At 60.1% G+C, this 20,625-nt stretch carries 20 protein-coding genes; 9 read left to right on the top strand and 11 right to left on the bottom strand.

Annotation, left to right across the window (positions count from 1 at the left end; translation table 11 throughout):
- Positions 1-81: 81 nt before the first annotated feature.
- Both AB0O97_RS10530 and AB0O97_RS10525 read right to left on the bottom strand, forming a co-directional pair.
- The gene (locus AB0O97_RS10530; RefSeq protein WP_363882267.1) at positions 82-1,014 is read right to left on the bottom strand and encodes a diacylglycerol kinase family protein; all 933 of its coding nucleotides are present in this window, start codon (positions 1,012-1,014) and stop codon (positions 82-84) included.
- 70 nt (positions 1,015-1,084) lie between these two features.
- A complete protein-coding gene (locus AB0O97_RS10525; RefSeq protein ID WP_363882265.1) occupies positions 1,085-2,251 on the bottom strand; it encodes a phosphatase domain-containing protein in 1,167 nt (388 codons plus the stop codon).
- Between the two features lie 156 nt (positions 2,252-2,407).
- Between AB0O97_RS10525 and AB0O97_RS10520 the strand changes: the two genes are divergently transcribed.
- Positions 2,408-2,794, top strand: coding sequence for a VOC family protein (locus AB0O97_RS10520; RefSeq protein WP_363882263.1), 387 nt, complete (start codon positions 2,408-2,410; stop codon positions 2,792-2,794).
- A 48-nt stretch (positions 2,795-2,842) separates the two neighbouring features.
- Here AB0O97_RS10520 and AB0O97_RS10515 read toward each other — a convergent pair whose 3' ends face one another.
- The 4 genes from AB0O97_RS10515 to serB form a co-directional block, all read right to left on the bottom strand.
- The gene (locus AB0O97_RS10515) at positions 2,843-3,253 is read right to left on the bottom strand and encodes a VOC family protein (protein WP_363882261.1); all 411 of its coding nucleotides are present in this window, start codon (positions 3,251-3,253) and stop codon (positions 2,843-2,845) included.
- A 708-nt stretch (positions 3,254-3,961) separates the two neighbouring features.
- Positions 3,962-4,177 carry a hypothetical protein gene (locus tag AB0O97_RS10510; protein ID WP_363882259.1) on the bottom strand — a complete coding sequence of 72 codons (216 nt, stop codon included), beginning with the start codon at positions 4,175-4,177 and terminating at the stop codon, positions 3,962-3,964.
- A gap of 671 nt (positions 4,178-4,848) precedes the next feature.
- Positions 4,849-4,983 carry a hypothetical protein gene (locus AB0O97_RS10505; protein ID WP_363882257.1) on the bottom strand — a complete coding sequence of 45 codons (135 nt, stop codon included), beginning with the start codon at positions 4,981-4,983 and terminating at the stop codon, positions 4,849-4,851.
- Positions 4,984-4,993: 10 nt separating this feature from the next.
- A complete protein-coding gene (gene serB, locus AB0O97_RS10500; protein ID WP_363882255.1) occupies positions 4,994-5,908 on the bottom strand; it encodes a phosphoserine phosphatase SerB in 915 nt (304 codons plus the stop codon).
- A 103-nt stretch (positions 5,909-6,011) separates the two neighbouring features.
- Here serB and AB0O97_RS10495 point away from each other — a divergent pair, with 103 nt between their 5' ends.
- The 7 genes from AB0O97_RS10495 (at position 6,012) to AB0O97_RS10465 (ending at position 11,573) form a co-directional block, all read left to right on the top strand.
- Positions 6,012-6,797, top strand: coding sequence for an ABC transporter ATP-binding protein (locus tag AB0O97_RS10495; RefSeq protein WP_363882253.1), 786 nt, complete (start codon positions 6,012-6,014; stop codon positions 6,795-6,797).
- A gap of 87 nt (positions 6,798-6,884) precedes the next feature.
- Positions 6,885-7,664, top strand: coding sequence for a sulfite exporter TauE/SafE family protein (locus AB0O97_RS10490; RefSeq protein WP_363882251.1), 780 nt, complete (start codon positions 6,885-6,887; stop codon positions 7,662-7,664).
- Positions 7,661-8,497 (top strand): RNA methyltransferase, encoded by an 837-nt coding sequence (locus AB0O97_RS10485; RefSeq protein WP_363882249.1) that lies wholly within the window; start codon positions 7,661-7,663, stop codon positions 8,495-8,497. Before AB0O97_RS10490 ends, AB0O97_RS10485 begins: the two co-directional genes overlap by 4 nt.
- Before the next feature lie 9 nt (positions 8,498-8,506).
- A complete protein-coding gene (locus AB0O97_RS10480) occupies positions 8,507-8,968 on the top strand; it encodes a peroxiredoxin (RefSeq protein ID WP_363882247.1) in 462 nt (153 codons plus the stop codon).
- 95 nt (positions 8,969-9,063) lie between these two features.
- Entirely contained in the window at positions 9,064-9,318 is a 255-nt protein-coding gene (locus AB0O97_RS10475) for a type B 50S ribosomal protein L31 (protein WP_110106206.1), read from the top strand.
- Between the two features lie 93 nt (positions 9,319-9,411).
- Positions 9,412-10,473: a biotin/lipoate A/B protein ligase family protein gene (locus AB0O97_RS10470; RefSeq protein ID WP_363882245.1), complete on the top strand. Its 1,062-nt coding sequence runs from the start codon at positions 9,412-9,414 to the stop codon at positions 10,471-10,473.
- The gene (locus AB0O97_RS10465) at positions 10,452-11,573 is read left to right on the top strand and encodes a tellurite resistance/C4-dicarboxylate transporter family protein (protein WP_363882243.1); all 1,122 of its coding nucleotides are present in this window, start codon (positions 10,452-10,454) and stop codon (positions 11,571-11,573) included. The genes AB0O97_RS10470 and AB0O97_RS10465 overlap by 22 nt, the downstream gene beginning before the upstream one ends.
- Here AB0O97_RS10465 and AB0O97_RS10460 read toward each other — a convergent pair.
- Genes AB0O97_RS10460 through glgC form a run of 5 tightly spaced genes read right to left on the bottom strand, consistent with a single transcriptional unit; the run spans position 11,570 to position 19,228 of the window.
- Positions 11,570-12,574 (bottom strand): VOC family protein, encoded by a 1,005-nt coding sequence (locus AB0O97_RS10460; protein WP_363882241.1) that lies wholly within the window; start codon positions 12,572-12,574, stop codon positions 11,570-11,572. The genes AB0O97_RS10465 and AB0O97_RS10460 overlap by 4 nt on opposite strands.
- 47 nt (positions 12,575-12,621) lie before the next feature.
- Complete coding sequence (gene pepN / locus AB0O97_RS10455) at positions 12,622-15,282, bottom strand: aminopeptidase N (protein WP_363882239.1); 2,661 nt, start codon at positions 15,280-15,282, stop codon at positions 12,622-12,624.
- A gap of 36 nt (positions 15,283-15,318) precedes the next feature.
- Complete coding sequence (locus tag AB0O97_RS10450) at positions 15,319-16,353, bottom strand: putative sulfate exporter family transporter (protein WP_363840515.1); 1,035 nt, start codon at positions 16,351-16,353, stop codon at positions 15,319-15,321.
- Complete coding sequence (locus tag AB0O97_RS10445; RefSeq protein ID WP_363882237.1) at positions 16,347-17,786, bottom strand: SDR family NAD(P)-dependent oxidoreductase; 1,440 nt, start codon at positions 17,784-17,786, stop codon at positions 16,347-16,349. Before AB0O97_RS10445 ends, AB0O97_RS10450 begins: the two co-directional genes overlap by 7 nt.
- Entirely contained in the window at positions 17,783-19,228 is a 1,446-nt protein-coding gene (gene glgC, locus AB0O97_RS10440; RefSeq protein ID WP_363840521.1) for a glucose-1-phosphate adenylyltransferase, read from the bottom strand. Before glgC ends, AB0O97_RS10445 begins: the two co-directional genes overlap by 4 nt.
- A gap of 107 nt (positions 19,229-19,335) precedes the next feature.
- On the opposite strand from glgC, the gene glgA reads away from it, so the two are divergent.
- Positions 19,336-20,538, top strand: a complete 1,203-nt coding sequence (gene glgA, locus AB0O97_RS10435; protein WP_363840524.1) for a glycogen synthase — start codon at positions 19,336-19,338, stop codon at positions 20,536-20,538.
- The last annotated feature ends 87 nt before the right edge of the window (positions 20,539-20,625 follow it).

Here is a 20,625-nt window from a genome sequence, read left to right as displayed (position 1 = left end):
GTTAGTTCCCTTCCGTCGGCCGACGTCGGCTTACGTCTGCTTACTTTGCTCGGCTTACTTGGTCGGTTTACTCTGCTCGGTTTACTTGGCCGGGGCGCTCATTCTGATGGTCAGCGCCTGTGGCTCCACGCTGACTTTGAGGTGGCGCACCTCGCCGAGATGATCGCCGTCGAGCTCGAATTCCTGCGGACTATCCAATTCAATGACAGCACTCTTGCCCGAGTAGCTCTGCACCGACTTATTGCTCTTAGTGCCCTTGCCAAAGACACCGGCCACGACGCTCAACCAGCCAAAGCGGCCGCGCGGTGCCAGCACCAGCAGGTCCAGGATGCCGTCGGTGAACAGGGCGTCGGGGAAAATCTGGACGTCTCCCATCAGTTTCCCGCAGTTGCCCACCATGACGCTGCGCATTTTTCGGTGGATGGCGTGCTGGCCGTCGATGGTGATGGTGGCACCGACAGGCTTGCCCGGCAGCTTGCGAATCCCGGCTTCGACGTAGGCCAGCCAGCCCACCCGATCCTTGAGTTCATCGTTGGTATCGCCCATGATGGCGGCGTCGTAGCCAACTCCGGCGGCGACCAGGAAGATCTGTTCCTGCTTGCTGTGATCGAGCACGGCCTTGACCACATCGATCTTCGTTTCGGAACCGGACAGCACGCTCTGAGCTGCGTTGAGCGGATTGGTGACGTCCATCCCCAAGTTGCGGGCCAGCAAATTGCCGGTGCCCAGGGGCAGCAAACCCATGGCCATGTCCGTGCCGGCCAAGACGGAGGCCACCGTGCGGACGGTGCCGTCGCCGCCTGCTGCAATAACGACGTCGACCCCTGCCTCAAGCGCCTGCCGCGCCTGACCAGCTCCTGGGTCTTCCTCCGTGGTTTCCAGCCACAGTGGCTCGGCCCAACCCGCGTCGGCGCACAGCTGGAAGAAGTCCGCTTTGAACGATTCGTCAGGCGCCTTGACCGGGTTAATAACAACGGCGGCGCGTTGGTTCTGCTGTGAGTTGTTCTCGGTCATGACGTCTCCTGAGTGAAGGAATGTGGAACTGAACAGAATAGTAGCCTGTGGTTCGGCAGGGCAGCAGCTTCTAGAGCAGTCCGAGCGCTGCGAGTTGTTCCGCGAGGCCGGCCCCATCCGGCGCAGAAACCCAGGGTGCTTCGCCGTGGTTGAAGGCAGGGTCGTCAGGGGCGTGGGAACCAGCATGGGCGTGGCCGACAGCATGCGCATGGCCACCGGCCAGCAGCGCCTCGCTGGGGGACAGTTGGCGGATGGCAATGGCTGCCGTCTGCTGCGGATGGGTCCGGGCAAACTCGGCGTAAATGGCGGGATCGTGCTGGCCGTCGTCGCCGATCAGGAGCCACTTGACGCCAGGGAATTCCTGGGCAAGCCGGGCCAGGTTGCGGAGTTTGTGTTGGGGCCCGCTGCGGAACCAGTACTGGCGGGTGGGGCCCCAATCGGTGAGCAGAAGGACGCCGTCGGGATATAAGTTCCGGGCCAGGAAGCGGGCCAGTGCCGGTGCCACATTCCAGGCGCCGGTGGATAAATACAGGACGGGTGCGCCGGGGTTTTGAGCCACGACCCGATCCAGCATGACGGCCATGCCCGGAGTGGGTGTCCGTGCGCGCTCGCTGAGAACCAGCGTGTTCCACAGTGCCAACAGGGGCCGGGGCAAGGCGGTGACCATGACGGTGTCATCAATATCGGAGACGATGCCGAAGGTGGCCTCCGGATCGACGATCTGAACGCGAGTCTGCGCCGGTTTGGCGCCTGCGCTGCGCAGCGTGATGGTGTGCCAGCCCGGCGTCAAGGAGCATTCCAGAACCACATCCACCAGCCCGCCGGCATCGGCCTGCACGAGGTGAGTCACGCCGTCGACCTCTACCTCAACGGTGCTGCTGCGAACGGGCACACTCATGAAGGCCCGCCAGCCGCGCACCGTGCCTGTGGTGTTGGTCCCGGAGGTGCGCATCAGGACCACCCGGGCCAGAACGCGCACCCAGGTGGTACTGCCGTAGCCGGGGTAGGCCACCACGGTGGGGACGGCGCCGGTTGAGGTGGCGATGCGTCCACGGATGGTGTGGATGGCGTCGGCCACGTGGATGACCTGCTTGAGGAGCGCCCGGGCCCGAGGGGGTGTTGCCGTGGTGGCTGCGGCTGTTGTTGCTGCTGTGATTGGCTCTCTGGGCGTGCTTGGCGTGCCGGATTGCTGCTTAGCGGTGGTGCGGAAGAGTGATTTTCGCGAAGACGTAGGCATGGTTCACTGTCCCACAAATACGGTCGGTGGTGCGAGCGCGCGCGGGGACTGATGGTGTTCGGACGCCTCAGCTGACATGCTCCTAAGTAGTATGTTTCAAAGGCAGGCTGCAGGCCTGCCGCGATGCAGCAAGCCGAGCCGAAAATAGGAGTCCTGATGGATATGCGCTTGGAATTAGTCCCGCTACCCACCACCGATGTTGATCGGAGCAAAGCCTTCTACGTTGACCAAGTGGGATTCACCCTCGATCACGATGTGGAGCCGGGCAACGGTATGCGGGTTGTTCAGCTGACTCCGCCGGGGTCCGCGTGTTCCATTGTTATTGGCGTGGGCATCAGTGACCCCACCGCCGCGGCCGTCCACGGACTTCATCTGGTGGTGGATGACCTGGAGGCTGTCCGCCAGGCACTGCGAGGCAAGGGAGTGGAGGTTTCCGACATTAGCGATATGGGTGGCGGTGTCCGCTATGCGTACTTCAGTGATCCTGACGGCAACTCCTGGGCCTTGCAACAGATTTCCGTTTCGGCACGCTTGCCTGAGTAGGGCGGGCCGGGCTGGCTAGTTCACAGTTCGGCTTCTTAGTTGGGCGTCTTAGTTGGGCGGCGCAGCAGCGGTCACTTGCCAGACGTGCCCATCGGGATCGGCAAAAGCGCCAACATAGCCCCAAGGCTGTCGCGCAGGCGCAGTGACTGGAGTGGCTCCGGCGTCTTGGGCCTTCTTGATCAGATCGTCGACGCCGGGTTCACCGTCTGCTGTGATGCTGATAAAAGTCTCGCTCTGGCTACTGGATGCTACCTCGCGGTTTCCCACCACCCAGCCAAACCCGCCAGTGGGAATGAGCATGAGCCGCACCCCGTCATTGATCTGGAACTGTAATGGTTCCGGGATGCCGTCGTCGGCAGCTTCACCAATGGGGCTCAGACCGAGTCCTGTTGTGTAGAAGTCGAATGATGTGCGGCGATCCGCGATGGGAAAGCTGATGATTATTGCTGAGTTCTCCATGGTTTCATTATGGGCCTTGGGTTGCGGTTTGGGCTCCGGACTGGTGGGTGAAAAGTCCTGAATTTCGAGAGTTTTCACCTAAGTGTGAGGTGCGTTGAGAACCACATGTTCGCTGGGGATCCGTCTCGGAATGATCTGCAATGCAATGTGACCGCCTTTCCCAGTGCCTCGCAAGCCTTGGTTGGCCAAGATTGTATCGAATATTTTGTGCATCGCATCCTCATACGTTTGAAAGCGGTCAACGCCGAAAAGTTGAAGATCTCATCGGTCGCTCTGATGTGTTCTTCCGCCAAATCGATGAGCGTCACCGCCCATTCTCTGTTGGGCGCGACGGTCGAGAGGTCTCCATCCAGCAGTATGGCGTCTATGCTGGCCCGGCCCTGTTCCCAGCGAGCGATCATGGTCATTCCTCTCCACTTTCAATGTTCAGTTCAACCATTGGCTTATTCAGAATGGTCGCCAGGAAAGGGTCGGTCTTTCGTTCCCAAGCGTCGGGGCTGACTCGCTCAATATTGACTTCCTGTCCGGTTATTTGACTCGCTTGCATCGCTGACGTCGAGGCGTCGCGCCTAGTAACCTCGCCCACCAGCAGAACGTCTATGTCGTTCGGAGTAGCCACTGGGTGGCCCTCGTGGCGGGCTGCCCATGACCCGAAGATGAGTGCATGCTGTATTCCTGGCACTTGTGAAGCAGTGAATCGAGGACTACTCACGAGCCGCGATTTCCCTGGCGGCGATCTTTGAACAAATCTGAGTCCACCAGCCGGCTGATTTCACGGTGGACGGTGGCCGGTAGCTCGCCGACCTTGCGCCCGAGTTCCGCCAGCGTATATTCCTTCTCCGGATGGAGTAATAACAAAGCGAGCAAGGCGCCCTGAGTATTCGACCTACACAGAGTAGCGAGGGCTGAATGTGGAGTCTTCATATAAAGTAGCTATCCATTTAGTGGACCCTGTTCTGCACGTCATAGTCTGGACAGGTATTTCGACGTTGCGTATGGACTTGAGAGGTTGGACGGCCGGAAACGCGTGGGTGCCCGCCCGGATCGGCACCACCATCGCAAAAGGGACGGCGCTTGCGGGAAAAGACGGCATTAGACGGCCGTCTTTTCCCGCAAGCGCCGTCCGATGTGGAGCTACCCCACTATTATGGTGCCCACATGATGAGGCGGGCCACAGCTCATCACCCCGGGTCCACTAAATGGATAGCCATCTTGTGCAAACAGATGTTCCCTTGGACGTCTAGAGACAACGCCGCTCACTACGGCGAGAGCTGCGGTGTGGCTTTGACACGTCGCGGGCACGGATTTCTGTTGTCGTCTGCACAGCCTTCAGGCGTCCGTTTGCGGAACACTCTTCGGGTCACTGGTGTGGCCCAAAGCGGAACCGTCAGGGCGTAGTCAGTGCTCGCAGACGTTACGGCGGTGGCCAAGTTGGATCTCTGCTACGACGAGAATGTTCTCGTCAACGGTGAAGGTGATGCTGTAGTCCCCCATGTGAACTTCTGAGTATGTGAACTCTGAGGACGGGACGCTCTTGGAGGGATATTGGGCCCCTCCTCTGCCATCGCTTCGTCGAACGCCGCCACCTCTTCGATTCATTCTAGGGCCTCAAGCATCTGCTCGTAGCGCTCAGGGCTGACAACGACATGTTTGGCTTGTACGTCCTGCGCCTTGAAATGAGCATGAAATGGCTTCCTTGAATGGAAAGCCATACGGATAACGATGCCCACTCGTTGCTTCCTAGATGTTGGCTAGTACCAGTGCCACATCTAGGTTCGGGATGTTGATCTGGGCGTCGGCCACCGCCCGGACTGCAGGCTTGGCATTGAAGGCCACGCCTAGGGTTGCTGCGGCCATCATGTCTAGATCATTTGCGCCGTCCCCAATGGCCATCGTGGCGTCCGGTCCAATGCCCGCTTCGACGCTCCACGACCGCAATTGCACGGCCTTGGCGGCGCGGTCCACGACGGCTCCGCTGACCTTACCGGTCAAGTGCCCGTCAACAATTTCCAGATCATTGGCCATGGCGTGGTCCAGACCTAGGCGTTGGGCCAATGGAGCGAGGATCTGGGAGAAACCACCGGAGACGGCACACACCACATGTCCCGCAGCTTTGGCGTCGGCCACGAGCCGCTCGGCGCCCACAGAAAGCTTAATTTTTGCGCCCACATCGGCCAGCACACTTTCCGGTAGCCCGGCCAGGGTAGCCACCCGGTGGTGCAGGCTCTGCGCGAAATCCAGTTCTCCGCGCATGGCAGCCTCCGTGACTTCGGCCACCTCGGCTTCCTTGCCGGCATGTGCGGCCAGCAATTCAATAACTTCTTGTTGGATCAGTGTGGAATCAACGTCCATGATGATGAATTTACGTGGTGCCTCGCGCAGCGAATCGGGGACCACAGCAGTGCTTACACCGTCTTGGGCAACATCTGCCAGCGCGGCGCGGAGGCGGGCAATGCGTGCTGCAGCCTGCGCATCAGTGGCTCCGCTCGGATCAAGTGAACCCAATTCCAGTACTGCCGCCACAAATCCTGGGTGGTTCTCCGTGCGTTCGCTGGCCACCGTGTAGCCATGTTCGATCAAGACTGACCGTACCTTTTCAAGGGCGGTGGGAGAGAGCGTTTGGCCGTAGCTGACTGCAGTGAATGTGGAGGGCATGAGTAGCATTCTAGCCAATCAAGGGCACCGCTTGCCTCAGTGGCCGGTGATGGGGCCGCTTCGGTTAGCGTTGGCCGCCTTTCTTGTCATAGGCTCAGTTCTTATGAGTGAAGTTTTGGGTTTGGCCGGTGTCAGCGTAGTCCGCGGCACTAAGACATTGTTGGACAACGTCGATTGGCATGTCGCCGAGGGTGAGCGCTGGGTGGTGCTTGGCCCCAATGGCGCAGGCAAGAGCACCTTGCTGCAGATTGCCGGTGCGCGTATGCATCCGACCCGTGGCGTAGCAGGCATCCTCGACGAGGTGCTGGGCGCCGTGGACGTTTTTGAATTGCGTCCCAGGATCGGTGTAGCCTCGGCTGCCCTGGCTCACCAGATCCCGGAGCACGAAAAAGTTCTCAATGTGGTGGTCACCGCTTCCTACGGTGTCACCGGGCGTTGGCGTGAGGATTACGAGCGCGACGACGAACGCCGCGCCTTTGGGCTCTTGGAAGAGTGGGGAGTTTCCACCTTCTTCAACCGCCCCTTCGCTTCCTTGAGTGACGGCGAACGCAAACGCGTTCAGATAGCCCGCGCCCTGATGAGCGATCCCGAATTGCTACTGCTGGATGAGCCCGGCGCAGGGCTTGACTTGGCTGGCCGTGAAGGTCTCGTCAAGCGCTTGAGTGAACTGGCAGCTGATCCTTTCGCGCCGAGCACCGTCCTGGTCACTCACCACCTCGAGGAGATCCCGCCGGGCTTCACCCACGCACTGTTGCTCCGCGAGGGCGGCGTTGTGGCCAAGGGACCCTTGGCTGAAGTCTTGACCGAAGAAAACCTCAGCAAGACCTTTGGCCTGCCGCTCACCGTGACCAGCAACGCCGGACGGTACACCGCGACGGCACGCGACTAGTCACACCGGCAGTCAAAGCGGCAGCCACACCCCAAGCCGCCGCCCGCACTTTTCTACCCCCATATTGCGAAGGACCTTTCCCCGGCAGTGAACGCGCTCGAATCCTTCTTCATACTGCTCGGCGGCTTATGGGCCGGAACCATCAATTCTGTGGTTGGGTCCGGCACATTGGTCACCTTCCCTATTTTGATTGCCCTGGGCGTGGTTCCGGTCATGGCTGTTGTCAGCAACGCCATGGGCTTGATCGCCGGCGGAGTCTCCGGCACGTGGGGGTATCGGCGCGAGCTGCGCGGCATGAAGTCGAATCTGCTCAAGCTCATGCCGGCCTCCATTCTGGGTGGCATCACCGGGGCTTACCTACTGCTGCACCTGCCGGAAACGGTGTTCGCCCTGGTAGCGCCCGCGTTGATTGTGTTGGCATTGACACTTGTCATCTTCCAGCCGCGACTCCAACGCGCTATCCAGGCCAAGCGCGGCGCCGGTCCCTCAGCCCGCACGCACGATCTTGCGATGGTTGCGCTTGTCTATCTGACCGGTGTCTATGGTGGGTATTTTGTGGCCGCTCAGGGCGTGTTGCTCGTGGCGATTCTGGGCATTTTCATGTCGGGAACCCTGCAAAACGCCAACGCCGTGAAGAATCTCCTCTCGCTTAGCGTCAATGTCGTGGCTGCTATCTCATACCTGTTGTTTGCTCCTGAAAAGATCATTTGGCAGATCGTGGCTCTGATTGCGGTCAGCTCGCTAGCGGGTGGATTCATTGGGTCCCGCATTGGCCGAAAACTTTCCCCCGTGGTCCTGCGCAGCGTCATTGTCACGCTCGGCGTGGTGGCACTGTTCTTCATGATCCAGAAATTGGTAGCCGCATGATCATCCATCTTGAAACTGCCAGCGATCCCCGCGTCAGCGATTACCACTCCCTGACCGATGTGCAGCTCCGTAAAACGCGAGAACCCGCCGAGGGTCTCTACATCGCCGAAAGCCCCAAGGTAGTCCGCCGCGCACTCGCCGCCGGACACCGACCGCGCTCGTTCTTTCTAGCCGAGAAGCGTCTGCCAGAGATAGCGGATGTGCTGGAAGCTCACCCGGACATCCCCGCCTACGTGGGCACCGGGGCCATGCTGGAGGAAATCACCGGCATCAATCTGCACCGGGGAGCCATGGCAGCCATGCACCGCCCCGCGCCACTGGAGATTCCCAGCCTCTTGGCCGCGGCCCGCCGTGTGGCCGTGCTCGAAGACATCAGCGACCACACCAATATTGGTGCCATCTTCCGCAGCGCTGCCGCGCTCGGCATCGATGCCGTTCTGATCAGCCCGCGCTGCGGTGACCCGCTGTACCGGCGCAGTATTCGCGTCAGCATGGGCGCGGTTTTTCAGGTTCCGTGGGCACGTCTGCCGGAAGGCCCCGCTGGTTTCCGGTTGCTCCACGAAGCTGGATTTACGACGGCGGCCCTCGCCCTTTTGCCTGATTCGCTCACTATCCATGAGCTTGCCGCCCGCAACGAGGAAAAACTCGCGCTCATCCTGGGCAGCGAGGGTTACGGACTCAGTACTGAGACTTTGGCTGCTGCAAACCACTCAGTCATGATTCCCATGTATGCCGGTGTGGACTCGCTCAATGTCGCTGCCGCCAGCGCGGTTGCCTTCTTCGCTACAGATCCACGCACCTCAAAGAGCATGAGCGCCGCTGCTCACGAGTAGTGTTGAAGCATGAAGATTGATGAGAAAGTTGCCGAGTTTTCCCTGCCGGATCAACACGGACAGGTTCGCAGCCTCTCCGAGCTCAGTGCCAATGGTCCTGTGGTGATTTTTTTCTACCCCTTGGCCGGCAGCGGCGGCTGCACCAAAGAGGCCTGTCATTTTCGTGACATGCAAGCCGAATTTGCCGCTGAAGGGGCCTCCATGGTCGGAATCAGCACCGATTCGGTGGCCAAACAGCTCGATTTCGCCACCAAAAACCACTTCACTTATCCTCTCCTGAGTGACCGTGAGGGAAAGGTAGCCGATATCTTCGGCGTCCGACGTCGCCTGTTGGCAAAGTCACTTCCGACTAAAAGGGCCACCTTCATTGTGGATTCTGGCCAGATTCTGCGGTATCAGATCGCCAGCGAAACCAATATGGATGTCCATGCCGACGGCGCCTTAGCCGCTTTGCGCGCGCGGGCTTGGTGAAATGGGCCAGAACCGGTAAAGTTTCTAGCTGGCCCTTGTGGCCATAACATTCATCAGTCTGGCAAAAACCAGGCAATAACACTCTGAGGTTCACCGTGAAGCAGAACACCCACCCCAAGTACGAAGCCATTGTATTCAACGACCTGGCTTCCGGCACCAAGTTCCTGACGCGCTCCACCGCGACGTCCAAGAAGACCATCGAGTGGGAAGACGGCAACACCTACCCCGTCATCGACGTTGAAATCTCCTCAGAGTCACACCCGTTCTACACGGGCAAGCAGCGCATCATGGACAGCGCCGGCCGCGTCGAGCGCTTCAACGCTCGCTTCGCAGGCTTCGGCAAGAAGTAATACTTCTTCCCACAGTTTCATTGGCAGGGCCCACACCGGTTGGTGTGGGCCCTGTTTTTGCACTTGGTGCGGTGCACTTGGGAAGATGTAGTCATGGCTTCCCAATTGCACGGCGAATATAAGGTCCACGGCGGAAAATTAGTGGTCGTTGACTGCTCTGTCACGGACGGTCTGCTCCACGATGTCCACGTCAGTGGTGACTTCTTCCTAGAACCTGACGAAGCCCTCGATGACATTAATGCAGCTCTGAACGGTGTACCCGCAAGCCTTTCAGCCGATGCATTGGCGGAAGCCATTACTGCGGCACTGCCTGCCGATGCGGTGCTCTTTGGTTTCTCGGCGCAAGCCGTGGCCATCACGGTCCGCCGCGCCCTGACCAAGGCAACGAGCTGGATCGACCACACCTGGGACATTATTGCTCCGGTAGTTCTGCCTACGGCACTGAACGTGGCGCTGGATGAGGTGCTCACAGAAGAGGTGGGTGCAGGTCTCCGTAACCCCACCCTCCGTTTTTGGGACTGGGATGAACCCTCGGTGGTGATTGGCAGCTTCCAGTCCGTCCGCAATGAACTCGAACCAGCCGGTGTGGAAAAGTACGGCATCAACGTGGTTCGCCGTGTCACGGGTGGCGGCGCCATGTTCATGGAAGCCGGTAACTGCATCACGTACTCCTTGTATCTGCCTCAAACCTTGGTGGATGGCTTGAATTTCGAGGACTCCTACAAGTTTCTTGACGCGTGGGTGCTGGCCGCCCTGGAATCCATGGGCATTGAAGCGTTTTACATCCCACTCAACGACATTGCCACGGACAAGGGAAAAATAGGTGGTGCAGCCCAAAAGCGCCTGAGCAATGGCGCCATGCTTCACCACGTGACTATGAGCTACGATATCGACGCCGACAAAATGGTGGAAGTGCTGCGCATCGGCAAGGAAAAGCTCTCGGATAAGGGAACTCGCTCGGCGAAGAAACGCGTGGATCCTCTGCGCCGCCAAAGCGGTATGACTCGGCAGGAGATTTTGGAGCGCATGTCTGAAACTTTTGCCGCCCGCTACGACGCTCATCCGGCGACGCTCACAGAAGCAGAACTCGCCGAGGCGCAGCGCAGGGTTGAGAGCAAGTTCGGCACCGAAGAATGGCTGCACCGCGTGCCATGAGCCACTTCGCCCGTGCCACCTCACGCATCAGGACTAATTGGCCCAATCAGCCGCCGGCTTCTTTTGCTTTTGTCATGGCCACGGGCATTGTGGCCGCGGCGCTGCTGGATGCTGGCTGGTCACGGGCATCATGGACACTGCTGTGGATTGCCGTTGCTGGTTTACTGGTGCTGATGGTGGGCTTGCTGGGCCGGCTGCTGGCCCACACCAACCACGTTGTGGCCGATTTCCGTAACCCCCACAAGGGTTTTGGTTACCTGACCATGGTGGCTGCCATCAACGTGGTGGGTATTGGCTTTCATCCTGTAGCGCCCGCTGCCACGTGGATCATGGCCGCCATGAGCATTCCGCTGTGGCTTTTTTTGGCCTATGGCGTGCCACTGTCGATGATGCTGCGTACCGAGATTGGTGAGACCAGAAGCCCCCGGCTCCTCCCGGTAGACGGCACCTGGTTCTTGTGGGTGGTGTCTACGCAATCGCTGTCCATGGCCGCTGCGTCGCTGGCTTCCGGTGGCAGCCAAGTTCGTCTGCTCAGCGACGCGGCAGTGGCCCTGTGGGGTATTGGCATCATGCTGTACCTGACCCTGACAACACTCGTGATGTTGCGCCTGCTGACAGGCGGCGAGAACCAAGGCGGTATTGTGCCCACCAATTGGATCTTCATGGGTGCCACGGCAATTACCGTCCTTGCCGGATCCATGATTTTGCACCTGCCCGGTGATGTACCGGTTGTCCAGATGGCTGGTCCCACGGTGGGTGGCATCAGCTATCTGCTCTGGGCCTTTGGGTTGTGGTGGGTGCCGTTGCTGGTGGCCTTCGGCTTCTGGCGCCACCTAGTTAGGCGCGAGCCGCTGAACTACTCCACTTCCTTGTGGTCCGTGGTGTTCCCTTTGGGCATGTTTGCCGTGGCCACCTACAGATTCGGCACCGTCAATCAGATGCCGTTGGTGGCCTGGGTGGGCAACGTAGCCACCTGGGCTGCCGCGGCTGCCTGGCTAGCCGTCTTTTTGGGGATGGCCTTTACGTGGGGGCGTTGGGTGCTTCGCGGCCCCCAAAGCCCCGGTCTACCCGGCCCGCGCCTCCAGCGCCCGAACCCTTAGGCGAGCAACCGCACCGTATTGCCCCAGGGGTCATCGACAGTGATGAGGCCAGACTCCTGCATAAAAGTCAGCCCAGCATCACTGAGGCGCCGTGCAACGTCCTGCAGCGCGGCTTCATCGCCCACGTGAACAGCGAGGCTTCCCAGCCCCGAACTCTCGCCCCTAGCCTTGGCGCCGGCGCTGCTCCACGTGTTTGTCGCAAGGTGATGGTGGTATCCGCCGGCCGCGTAGAAGAGTGCCCCGTTCGCTTCGGCAGTGACGGCGAAACCGAGCGTGTCGGCGTAGAACGCGCGAGCCTGCTTCAGGTCACCCACGCGCAGGTGCACGTGCCCTACCGTTGCTGCTGCATCCGTGGCGGCTGCGCCTAGATGCTCGTTGAGGAACGCGTTGGGATCCAGTACTGCTGATCCCATCTGGACAAGTCCGTCTTTCCAAACCCACTCCTCCCTTGGGGTGTCGCTATAGAGCTCCAGACCATTCCCGTCGGGATCAGAGAAGTAGAACGCCAGGCTCACTGCGTGGTCCGCGCTGCCTGCATAACTCTGTGGAGCTTCGGTGACCACGTTCAACAGCGTCTGGGCAAGTGCTTGTGCGGTGGGATAGAGGATTGCCGAATGGTAGAGCCCGGCCTCGGTGGGCGAATCTGCGCTAAGGCCGTCAGTGCGTGTGACGGATAGCAGTTCGACGCCGTTGTTGCCTAGGCTGAGGCGCTCGGAGGACTCTCCGAGCACCTCGAGGCCCACCGCGTCCACATAGAAGTCACGCATGGGTGCCAGTGCTGCAGTGCGCAGTTCGATCGTGCCCAGCTGGGTGCTGTCCGGCAAGACGGCGGCTGTTGCTCCTGTGGCGCTAGACCCTGCGGGCGTATCTGAGGAGGTGGCATTCATGCCCCGCCAGATCCCGGCGGCTGCCAGAAGGAGGATCAAGGCTGAGGCAAGAACGATCCAAAGGGTGCGCTTGGGGTGTGGACGGCGGGAGACAGCGGTTTGTTGGGAGACCATACTCCTTAGCAACTAGTTGAAACTACAACTTATTCCGATGGTCTTGATTACCTCCCTGCCTGCGCACGCAATGCTCGCAGGAGGTGATCACGCTGTTCGAGGACGATCCGGCGAAGACCCCTGGCAGCGTTTGGGTGCTCTGCTAACCACTGGTCCGTACGGTGGACCACCGGGTGGTGCTCCGGGGTGAGCCCGCCAGCCAGATCCTGGTGCGCCGGGAACAGTCCTCGGACAATGCGACCGGCGATTTCCAAACTCCGAGTGTTCCACACCGACTCAATGACCTCAAAGTACCGTTCTGCATACGGCTCCAGCAATTCCTGGCTACCCATCATGAAGCCTTCAATCGTGGCGCTCAACAGCTGGTTGCTCAGTGCAGTCTGCTCCACGGCTTCGGCCCAACGCTGTTGCTTCAAGGCGGCCTCGGGCAGTGCTGCCACGGCCGTGCAGTGGTTGGCACGGTGTTCAGCGGTGGTATCGGCGGCCAACTCGGCATCGAGCTCGGCAATCGTTGCTGCACCACGCGCAGCGAGCTGCTGCCACAGGAGCCAGCGCAGGCTGCCATCCACTTCCAGGCCTTCCGGCACGTCACTTCCGGCGAGAAGTTCCCGGCTCCGGGAGTTCACAGCGTCGCTGCCCCTACCCAGGAGCGCAAGGGTGCGCACCCAGATCAGCTGTTCGTCGCTGCCAGGTGTGGCCTGGCCCAGATGATGTTCGACGCCGGCCAGCAACAGTTCCGCGGCATGGGCCCGGTCTGCGGCGGGGCAGTAGTGGTTCACTGCGTGCAGTGCGTTGTCAGCCAGAGTCTGCAGCAAGCTCGTGTCAGCTTCGCCACCGGCGTGGGACGCCACGGTGCGAAGATACACGGTTGCCGGGAGCATGCCGTCACGCGTCGCATTCCACAGGGTCGACCAGACCAGGCTGCGGGCCAGCGGATCAACAATGCGGCCAACGCTCGCCAGTGCCGTGCTCATCGAACCGGGGTCCAAGCGCACCTTGGCGTAGCTGAGATCCTGATCGTTCACGAGCACTAGATCGGGAACGGGGGAGCCCACGGCGTCGGTCACGACCGTCTCAGCGCCCACCACATCGAGTGTGAACGATTGGCTCTTGACCAAGGCTCCGGCGTCGTACGTGAAGAAGCTGATGCCCAAGCGGTGCGGGCGGAGGGCCGTGCTGCCGGTGACCGGATCCAGGGATGTCTGCTTGATGGTCAAGGAGGTCACGGCACCCTTGTCGGTGTCCAGATCAGGGATCAGCGTGGACATCCCGGAGGTGCCCAGCCATTGGCTGGCCCACTCGTTGAGATCGCGGCCCGATGCGTGGCTCAGCGGTTCCAGCAGATCGTTGAGGGTGGTGTTGGAGTATTCATGGTTGCGGAAGTACTCCCGGGAGCCGGCGATGAACGCGTCCTGGCCAACATAGGCCACCAGCTGCTTGAGCGCGGAGGCGCCCTTGGCGTAGGTAATGCCGTCAAAGTTGGCCTTGGCAGCTTCCAAATCGGGGATGTCAGCCACGATCGGGTGCGTGGTGGGAAGCTGGTCCTGCGTGTACGCCCATGCCTTGCGGCGGCTGGAGAACATGATCCAGGACTTCTGACCCCACTCGGTGGCTTCGGCCACGGCCAGATGGCCCATGAAATCGGCGAAGGATTCCTTCAGCCACAGATCATCCCACCAGCTCATCGTTACGAGGTCGCCAAACCACATGTGGGCCATCTCGTGCATGATCGTATTGGCGCGCTGCTGGTAGGCGGAATCGGTGGCACGAGAGGCGTGGAGGTAGGCCTCGGTGAAGGTTACCAGGCCCGGATTCTCCATGGCGCCAAGGTTGTATTCGGGCACAAACGCCTGATCGTACTTGCCGAACGGGTACGGGTAGTCGAAGAGCTCGTTGAAGTACTTCAATCCCGCCTTGGTGACCTTGAAGATCTCATCAGCATCAAAATGCGGCGCCAGGGATGCCCGGCAATAGGCGGCCAAGGGGATATCCACGCTCGTGCCTGCGTGCGTGCTCTCGGGTGGGAAAGCCATGGTGAAGTGGTCTTCGACTTTGAAGTACGGTCCGGCCAACACCGTGGTGATGTAGGTAGAGATGGGGAGCGTGGGGGCGAAGTCCCATCGGGTGGTGCCGGAGTCGGGGAGCTCAGCCTGAGCGGCCACTGTAGCTTTCGCCGTGGGCGCCTTGCTCACTACGGACTGGTTGGAAGCCACTTCCCAGCCGCTCGGTGCCGTGACGTGGAAGGTGAAGGGAGCCTTGAGGTCTGGCTGCTCAAAGTTGGCGAAGACCCGGCGGGCGTCGGCCGGTTCGTATTGGGTGTAGGTGTAGGTCTGGCCGTCGGCGGGATCCACGAATCGGTGCAGGCCCTCGCCGCTGGTGGAGTAGGCGGCGGTTGCGGTGACCACCACCTCGTTCTCGGCGGCGAGACCCGGAAGGTGAATCCTTGCATCATCCACCACCTCAGCAACGTCCAGCGGCGCTCCATTCAGCAGAACCGACTCCACGCCGAGTCCCATGAAGTCCAGAAAGGTCTGCGCCGAGTCCGGCACGGAGAGGTCCGCTGCGAAAGAAATGCTGGTTCGGCTGGCGAATCCAGGAACTGAGAGGTCTTGCGCCTCGCTGAGATCTAGCTCGACGTCGTAGCTGTGGACGGTGAGGAAGGATTTACGGGTGGCGGCATCGTTGCGCGAGAGATTGAAATTAGACACCCTGTGATTCAATCACGCACGGGCTCTTAATGCAGATCAGGCAGCCATCAGGTGCACGGCGCCGAAAGCCAGTAGTGCGATGAGCGCCCAAGAACACAGCGCCATGACGGTGGCCCGCAACCCGGTATCCAGTAGATCGCGGACCCGGACACTGGAACCTAGGCCAAAGAGCGCTGCGCCAAGGGCTATGTCCTGGGCCAAGGCGCCGGCCTCAATGCCAGCTTCCGGCAGCCACCCCGTGGTGCGCAGGGCCGCCAGCGCCAAGAAGCCCACCACAAAGAGGGGGATGACAGGTGGAAACGTGCCCGTCTCCGCTGCGTTCTTGTGCCGCCGCCGTTCCATCGCCCCGGCAACACCCACAATCGGCGCTAGCAGCACTACACGGGTCAACTTAATGACCACGGCGGCACTGAGTGCAACGCTTCCAGCGGTTTGAGCCGTGGCCACCACCTGCCCCACATCATGAACGCCCGCGCCCACCCACTGGCCGAACTGCAGAGGTGTGAGCCCCAGCGGGTGCATGAGCAGCGGCAGGACACCAATGGCAAGGGTGCCGCAGAGGGTCACCAGCGCCACGGGCAACACGGTGTCCTCGTGCTTAGTGCCCTTGACAGCTGCCATGGCGCCAATCGCCGAGGCGCCGCAGATGGAAAAGCCGGTGGCGATCAGCAGGGGAGTGTCGCCGCCGAGCCGGAACAGCTTCCCCAGCACAAACGTTCCAGCGAAACTGAGCAAAACCACTGCCACCACAAGAGCAACACTGATCCAGCCCAGATCCATAATGTCGCCCAAGCTGAGCTTGAGCCCCAGAAAAACGATCCCCACCCGCATCAGGTGCTTGCCGGCAAAGTTCAGCCCTGCCCGCCACGGGCCTTGGCACCACGCCGAGGTCCCGGGCAGGTTGACAGCGGCAATACCAAGTACGACGGCGACAGTCATCGCCGGCAGCATCGGCACCAGGGCGTGGACCGCTAAGGAGACGGCCACCGCCGCGAAGGCGGCTGCCAAACCTGGCCCTAATGTCCGCAAGGATGCCGCAAAAGCCAGCCTGCCGGCGTCGTCCTTCACCACGGGCTGGGCTTGTAATCCTTTAGGAAAACACCGTACTGGTCTTCGCCGGATTCACCCATGACGATGGGATCGTAGACGCGGGCGGCGCCGTCCACCAAGTCCAAGGGCGCATGGAAGCCCTCTTCGGCGAGGCGAACCTTGGTGTAATGCGGGCGTTCATCGGTGATCCAACCGGTATCCACGGCGGTCATGAGAATGCCGTCGGAATCGAGCATTTCCTGGGCACTAGTGCGCGTGAGCATGTTCAGAGCGGCCTTAGCCATGTTGGTATGGGGATGGCCGGGTCCCTTATAGGCGCGGGAGAACTGGCCCTCCATGGCGGAGACATTGACAATGTACTTGCGGTTGGCGCTGGATGCCTGCATGGCCGGGCGGAGCCGGGATACGAGCAGGAACGGTGCCGTAACATTGCAGAGCTGGACCTCGAGCATCTCCAGCGGATCAACCTGATCAACCACCTGGGTCCAGCTGTTGATCGCGGCGACATCGGGAACCAGACCGCCTGCGTCGATGGCGGTGCCGGCTTCAATGCGTTCTAGCGAGGCCGATCCCATGGAGAGGGCCAGTGAGGCGATCTCATCGCCTGCCAGCTGTGGGTGCTCCATCATCTGCGTGGCCAAAGCCAGCGGATGCTTGTCATGGGCGTGACCAAAAGTGACCAACTCCGGCATGGGGGTGTCCGTGGGGAGCTCTTCCAACTCGGCGTCCACCAAAGGCTTGTAGGCGTTGCCTGAGCGGCGCACCGTCTGCGCAGCATTGTTGATGATGATATCCAGGGACCCGGCCTCGTTGAGGGAATCGGTCAGGGCCACCACCTGAGTTGGATCGCGCAGGTCAATACCCACTACGCGCAGCCGGTGAAGCCATTCACCGCTATCTTCCATGGCGGCAAAGCGCCTGGCCGCGTCCTTGGGGAAACGGGTGGTGATGGTGGTGTGCGCGCCGTCTCGCAGCAGCCGCAAGGCAATGTACATGCCAATTTTCGCGCGGCCACCTGTTAGCAGGGCGCGCTTGCCACTCAGATCGGTCCGTGCGTCGCGCTTGGAATGGTTGAACGCGGCACAGTCCGGGCATAGCTGGTGGTAGAAAGCATCCACGAGTGTGTAGTGCTGCTTGCAGATGTAACACGGGCGGGAACGCAGCAGCGTCCCCGCCGTCTCACCCGTCGCTGACGGTTTGAGTTTGTTACCCCGCGTCTCATCGTCGATCCGGTCAGGAGCTGCCGTCGCGGTCAACGCAATAACAGCCTTATCGGCGTCATTGATCGCGTCACGCTTGACTACTCGGCGGTGCCGTTTGACGGCCTTGAACATCTTGCCTGTAGCTCGGCGAACCGAAATATAGTCAGGATGTTCTTCGTCGTAGACGTGGATGTTCTCCAAAACTTTTAGACAATTTTGGATTTCTTCAGGGGTTAAATCGGGGGCGCTCACCCCACAATGTTAGCCTCTTCGCCGTCAGACGCTGACCCATCGGGTACCGCGCTGATAGCTGCGATCTGGTTCTTCACCACCTTGTCAAGGGTTTCCTGAGCCAGCTGGCCTCGACCCATGGCCAACTCCAGCGCTTCGGGAAGCTCTGCAGCGGCTGCCAAGGCAAGCTTCTTTTCCCGAGCATCCGGGGGTGAAACAATCTGCCCCTTACTCAAAACGGTCAGTCCGGATTCGGTGATGGTGAAGCCGCGAGCCCTGTCGAGTTCCGGATCCACACCAATCGTGGCGCCCGCGGGGATCTTGACATTCTTGTCAATAATCGCTCTGCGCACCACAGCACCGGCACCGACGATGACCTTGTCCATGAGGACGGATTCTTGAACACGTGCCCCGACAGCGACGTACACATCGTTGGATAAGACGGAGTTTTCCACAACACCGCCGGAGACCACTACACCGGGAGCCACGATCGAATCGAGCGCGGTTCCCACCGAGTTCTGCTCCCCACGGACAAACTTTGCCGGCGGCGAGGTGGTGTTGCGGGTGAAGATGGGCCAAGCCCTGTTGTACAAGTTGAAGATCGGCATAGGCGAGATCAGGTCCATGTGAGCGTCGTAGTACGAATCAATGGTCCCTACATCGCGCCAGTAGTTCCGGTCCCGATCGGTGGCGTCCGGGATGTCGTTCGTGGAGAAGTCGTAGACAAACGCCTCATCGCGACGGACAAAGTAAGGGATGATGTCCCCGCCCATGTCATTCTTGGTGTGTTCCTGGACGGCATCATGCTCCAGAGCCTCAACGAGTGCATCGGCATCAAAGACGTAGTTGCCCATGGAAGCCAAGAACTGGTCCGGAGCATCAGGAAGTCCAGGCGTCGATTCTGGTTTCTCCACGAAGGCGGAAATTTTGTGGGCGCCGATCGCTCCGTCGATCTTGGCTTCATCAATCTCGATGACACCAAACTGATCGGCCATTTCCAAGGGCTGACGCACGGCGGCAACTGTGGCGCGTGCACCGGAGGCAATATGGCTTTGGACCATCTGTTCGAAGTCCATGCGATAAACGTGATCAGCGCCAACCACAACAACAATGTCCGGTTCAGCATCGACGATCAGGTTCATGGATTGATAGATGGCATTGGCGCTACCCAAAAACCAGCTCTTGCCGCGGCGCTGTTGTGCCGGAACCGAGGCAACGTAGTTACCCAATTGTGTGGACATGCGCCACGTTTCTGAAATATGACGGTCCAAACTATGGGATTTGTATTGCGTCAACACGACGATTTTGAAATAACCCGAATTTGCCAAGTTGGACAATGCGAAATCAACCAACCGGAATCCTGCGAATGGAACGGCCGGTTTTGCGCGGTCTGCTGTCAAGGGCATCAATCGCTTGCCCTCACCGCCTGCTAACACGATCGCCAGAACTTTCTTTACTGACATGATCCCAACCTCCGACAGCTTGAATGGTGCACCGTGCTGTGTCTTATCTATGAGTCACAACAACTTCACACTAGAACAAATGTGTCCAGACAGACTACCTTGATAGGGTGCGTATAGACATTGTGACAAAAGAGTTTCCGCCCGAGATTTATGGTGGAGCCGGCGTGCATGTGGCCGAGCTCAGCCGTGTCTTGGCAGCCAAAGCAGATTTGCATGTGCATGCCTTCGGAAAGAAAAGGGAGAAGGATTTTCATGGGGCAAATGTGACCTCTTATGAAAATCTTCCGGAACTTTCGGATGCAAATGCAGCGGTGCAGACTTTGGGTGTTGATTTGCAGGTGGTTTCGGCCATTGCAGGATCAGATCTGGTCCATTCACACACCTGGTATGCGAACATGGCCGGCCATATTGCCTCGCTGCTCCATGGCATCCCGCACGTGCTCAGCGCCCACAGCCTTGAGCCGCTGCGCCCCTGGAAAGCTGAGCAGTTGGGTGGCGGTTACGCCGTTTCTTCGTGGGTGGAAAAGACTGCATATGAAGCTGCCGCTGCGATTATTGCTGTCTCGGATGGCATGCGTCAGGACATTTTGCGCAGCTACCCCGATGTAGATCCGGCGAAGGTGAAGGTCATTCACAACGGCATTGACGTCGATGCGTGGCAGCGGGATGAGAAGGACGACGTCGTCCGTTCACTTGGTATTGATCCGGACCGTCCCAGCGTGGTGTGGGTTGGGCGTGTTACGCGTCAGAAGGGTGTCCCCTACCTTTTGAAGGCGGCCGCGGCACTGCCTCCCGAGGTGCAGTTGGTGTTGTGTGCCGGTGCTGCCGATACTCCTGCGCTTGGTGCCGAGGTCAATGAGCTCATTGAAGGCTTGAAAGCCCAGCGCGACGGCGTCATCGTCATCGAGCGCATGTTGCCTCGCGCTGAACTGATGCAGGTGCTCAGTCATGCCACGGTGTTTGCTTGCCCGTCCATTTATGAGCCGTTGGGCATTGTGAATTTGGAAGCCATGGCGTGCGGTGCTGCCGTGGTTGCCAGTGCCACCGGTGGAATCCCGGAGGTGGTGGCTCACGGCGAAACGGGGTTGTTGGTTCCTCTTGAGCAGGTCTCCGACGGTACTGGAACGCCCTTGGATCCGGAGAAGTTCGTAGCGGACTTTGCCGCTGCGATGATTGAAGTTGTCAACGATCCCGCCCGAGCACGGGCCATGGGAGAGAAGGGCCGCCAGCGCGCCCGAGACCACTTCTCGTGGGAATCGATTGTCGAGCAGACCCTCGAGGTCTACAAGAGCGTGCTCCCACAGGCGTAAAGACTCTCAAGAGTTGGCAATTGTCGAGAGGGAGGGGTCCGGTCATATTGACAGGGCCCTTTCCTTCTTAACGTGACTTTAGGATGA

Origin of the sequence: Specibacter sp. NPDC078692 (assembly GCF_040686835.1) — a bacterium.
Classification (GTDB): domain Bacteria; phylum Actinomycetota; class Actinomycetes; order Actinomycetales; family Micrococcaceae; genus Specibacter.
This window is presented reverse-complemented; position numbering and strand designations above follow the sequence as displayed.

Bases quoted from the DNA above. Each gene is read 5' to 3' on its own strand.
- AB0O97_RS10530 (WP_363882267.1), bottom strand. From the start codon at position 1,014: ATGACCGAGAACAACTCACAGCAGAACCAACGCGCCGCCGTTGTTATT.
- AB0O97_RS10525 (WP_363882265.1), bottom strand. From the start codon at position 2,251: ATGCCTACGTCTTCGCGAAAATCACTCTTCCGCACCACCGCTAAGCAG.
- AB0O97_RS10520 (WP_363882263.1), top strand. From the start codon at position 2,408: ATGGATATGCGCTTGGAATTAGTCCCGCTACCCACCACCGATGTTGAT.
- AB0O97_RS10515 (WP_363882261.1), bottom strand. From the start codon at position 3,253: ATGGAGAACTCAGCAATAATCATCAGCTTTCCCATCGCGGATCGCCGC.
- AB0O97_RS10510 (WP_363882259.1), bottom strand. From the start codon at position 4,177: ATGAAGACTCCACATTCAGCCCTCGCTACTCTGTGTAGGTCGAATACT.
- serB (WP_363882255.1), bottom strand. From the start codon at position 5,908: ATGCCCTCCACATTCACTGCAGTCAGCTACGGCCAAACGCTCTCTCCC.
- AB0O97_RS10495 (WP_363882253.1), top strand. From the start codon at position 6,012: ATGAGTGAAGTTTTGGGTTTGGCCGGTGTCAGCGTAGTCCGCGGCACT.
- AB0O97_RS10485 (WP_363882249.1), top strand. From the start codon at position 7,661: ATGATCATCCATCTTGAAACTGCCAGCGATCCCCGCGTCAGCGATTAC.
- AB0O97_RS10480 (WP_363882247.1), top strand. From the start codon at position 8,507: ATGAAGATTGATGAGAAAGTTGCCGAGTTTTCCCTGCCGGATCAACAC.
- AB0O97_RS10470 (WP_363882245.1), top strand. From the start codon at position 9,412: ATGGCTTCCCAATTGCACGGCGAATATAAGGTCCACGGCGGAAAATTA.
- AB0O97_RS10465 (WP_363882243.1), top strand. From the start codon at position 10,452: ATGGCTGCACCGCGTGCCATGAGCCACTTCGCCCGTGCCACCTCACGC.
- AB0O97_RS10460 (WP_363882241.1), bottom strand. From the start codon at position 12,574: ATGGTCTCCCAACAAACCGCTGTCTCCCGCCGTCCACACCCCAAGCGC.
- glgC (WP_363840521.1), bottom strand. From the start codon at position 19,228: ATGTCAGTAAAGAAAGTTCTGGCGATCGTGTTAGCAGGCGGTGAGGGC.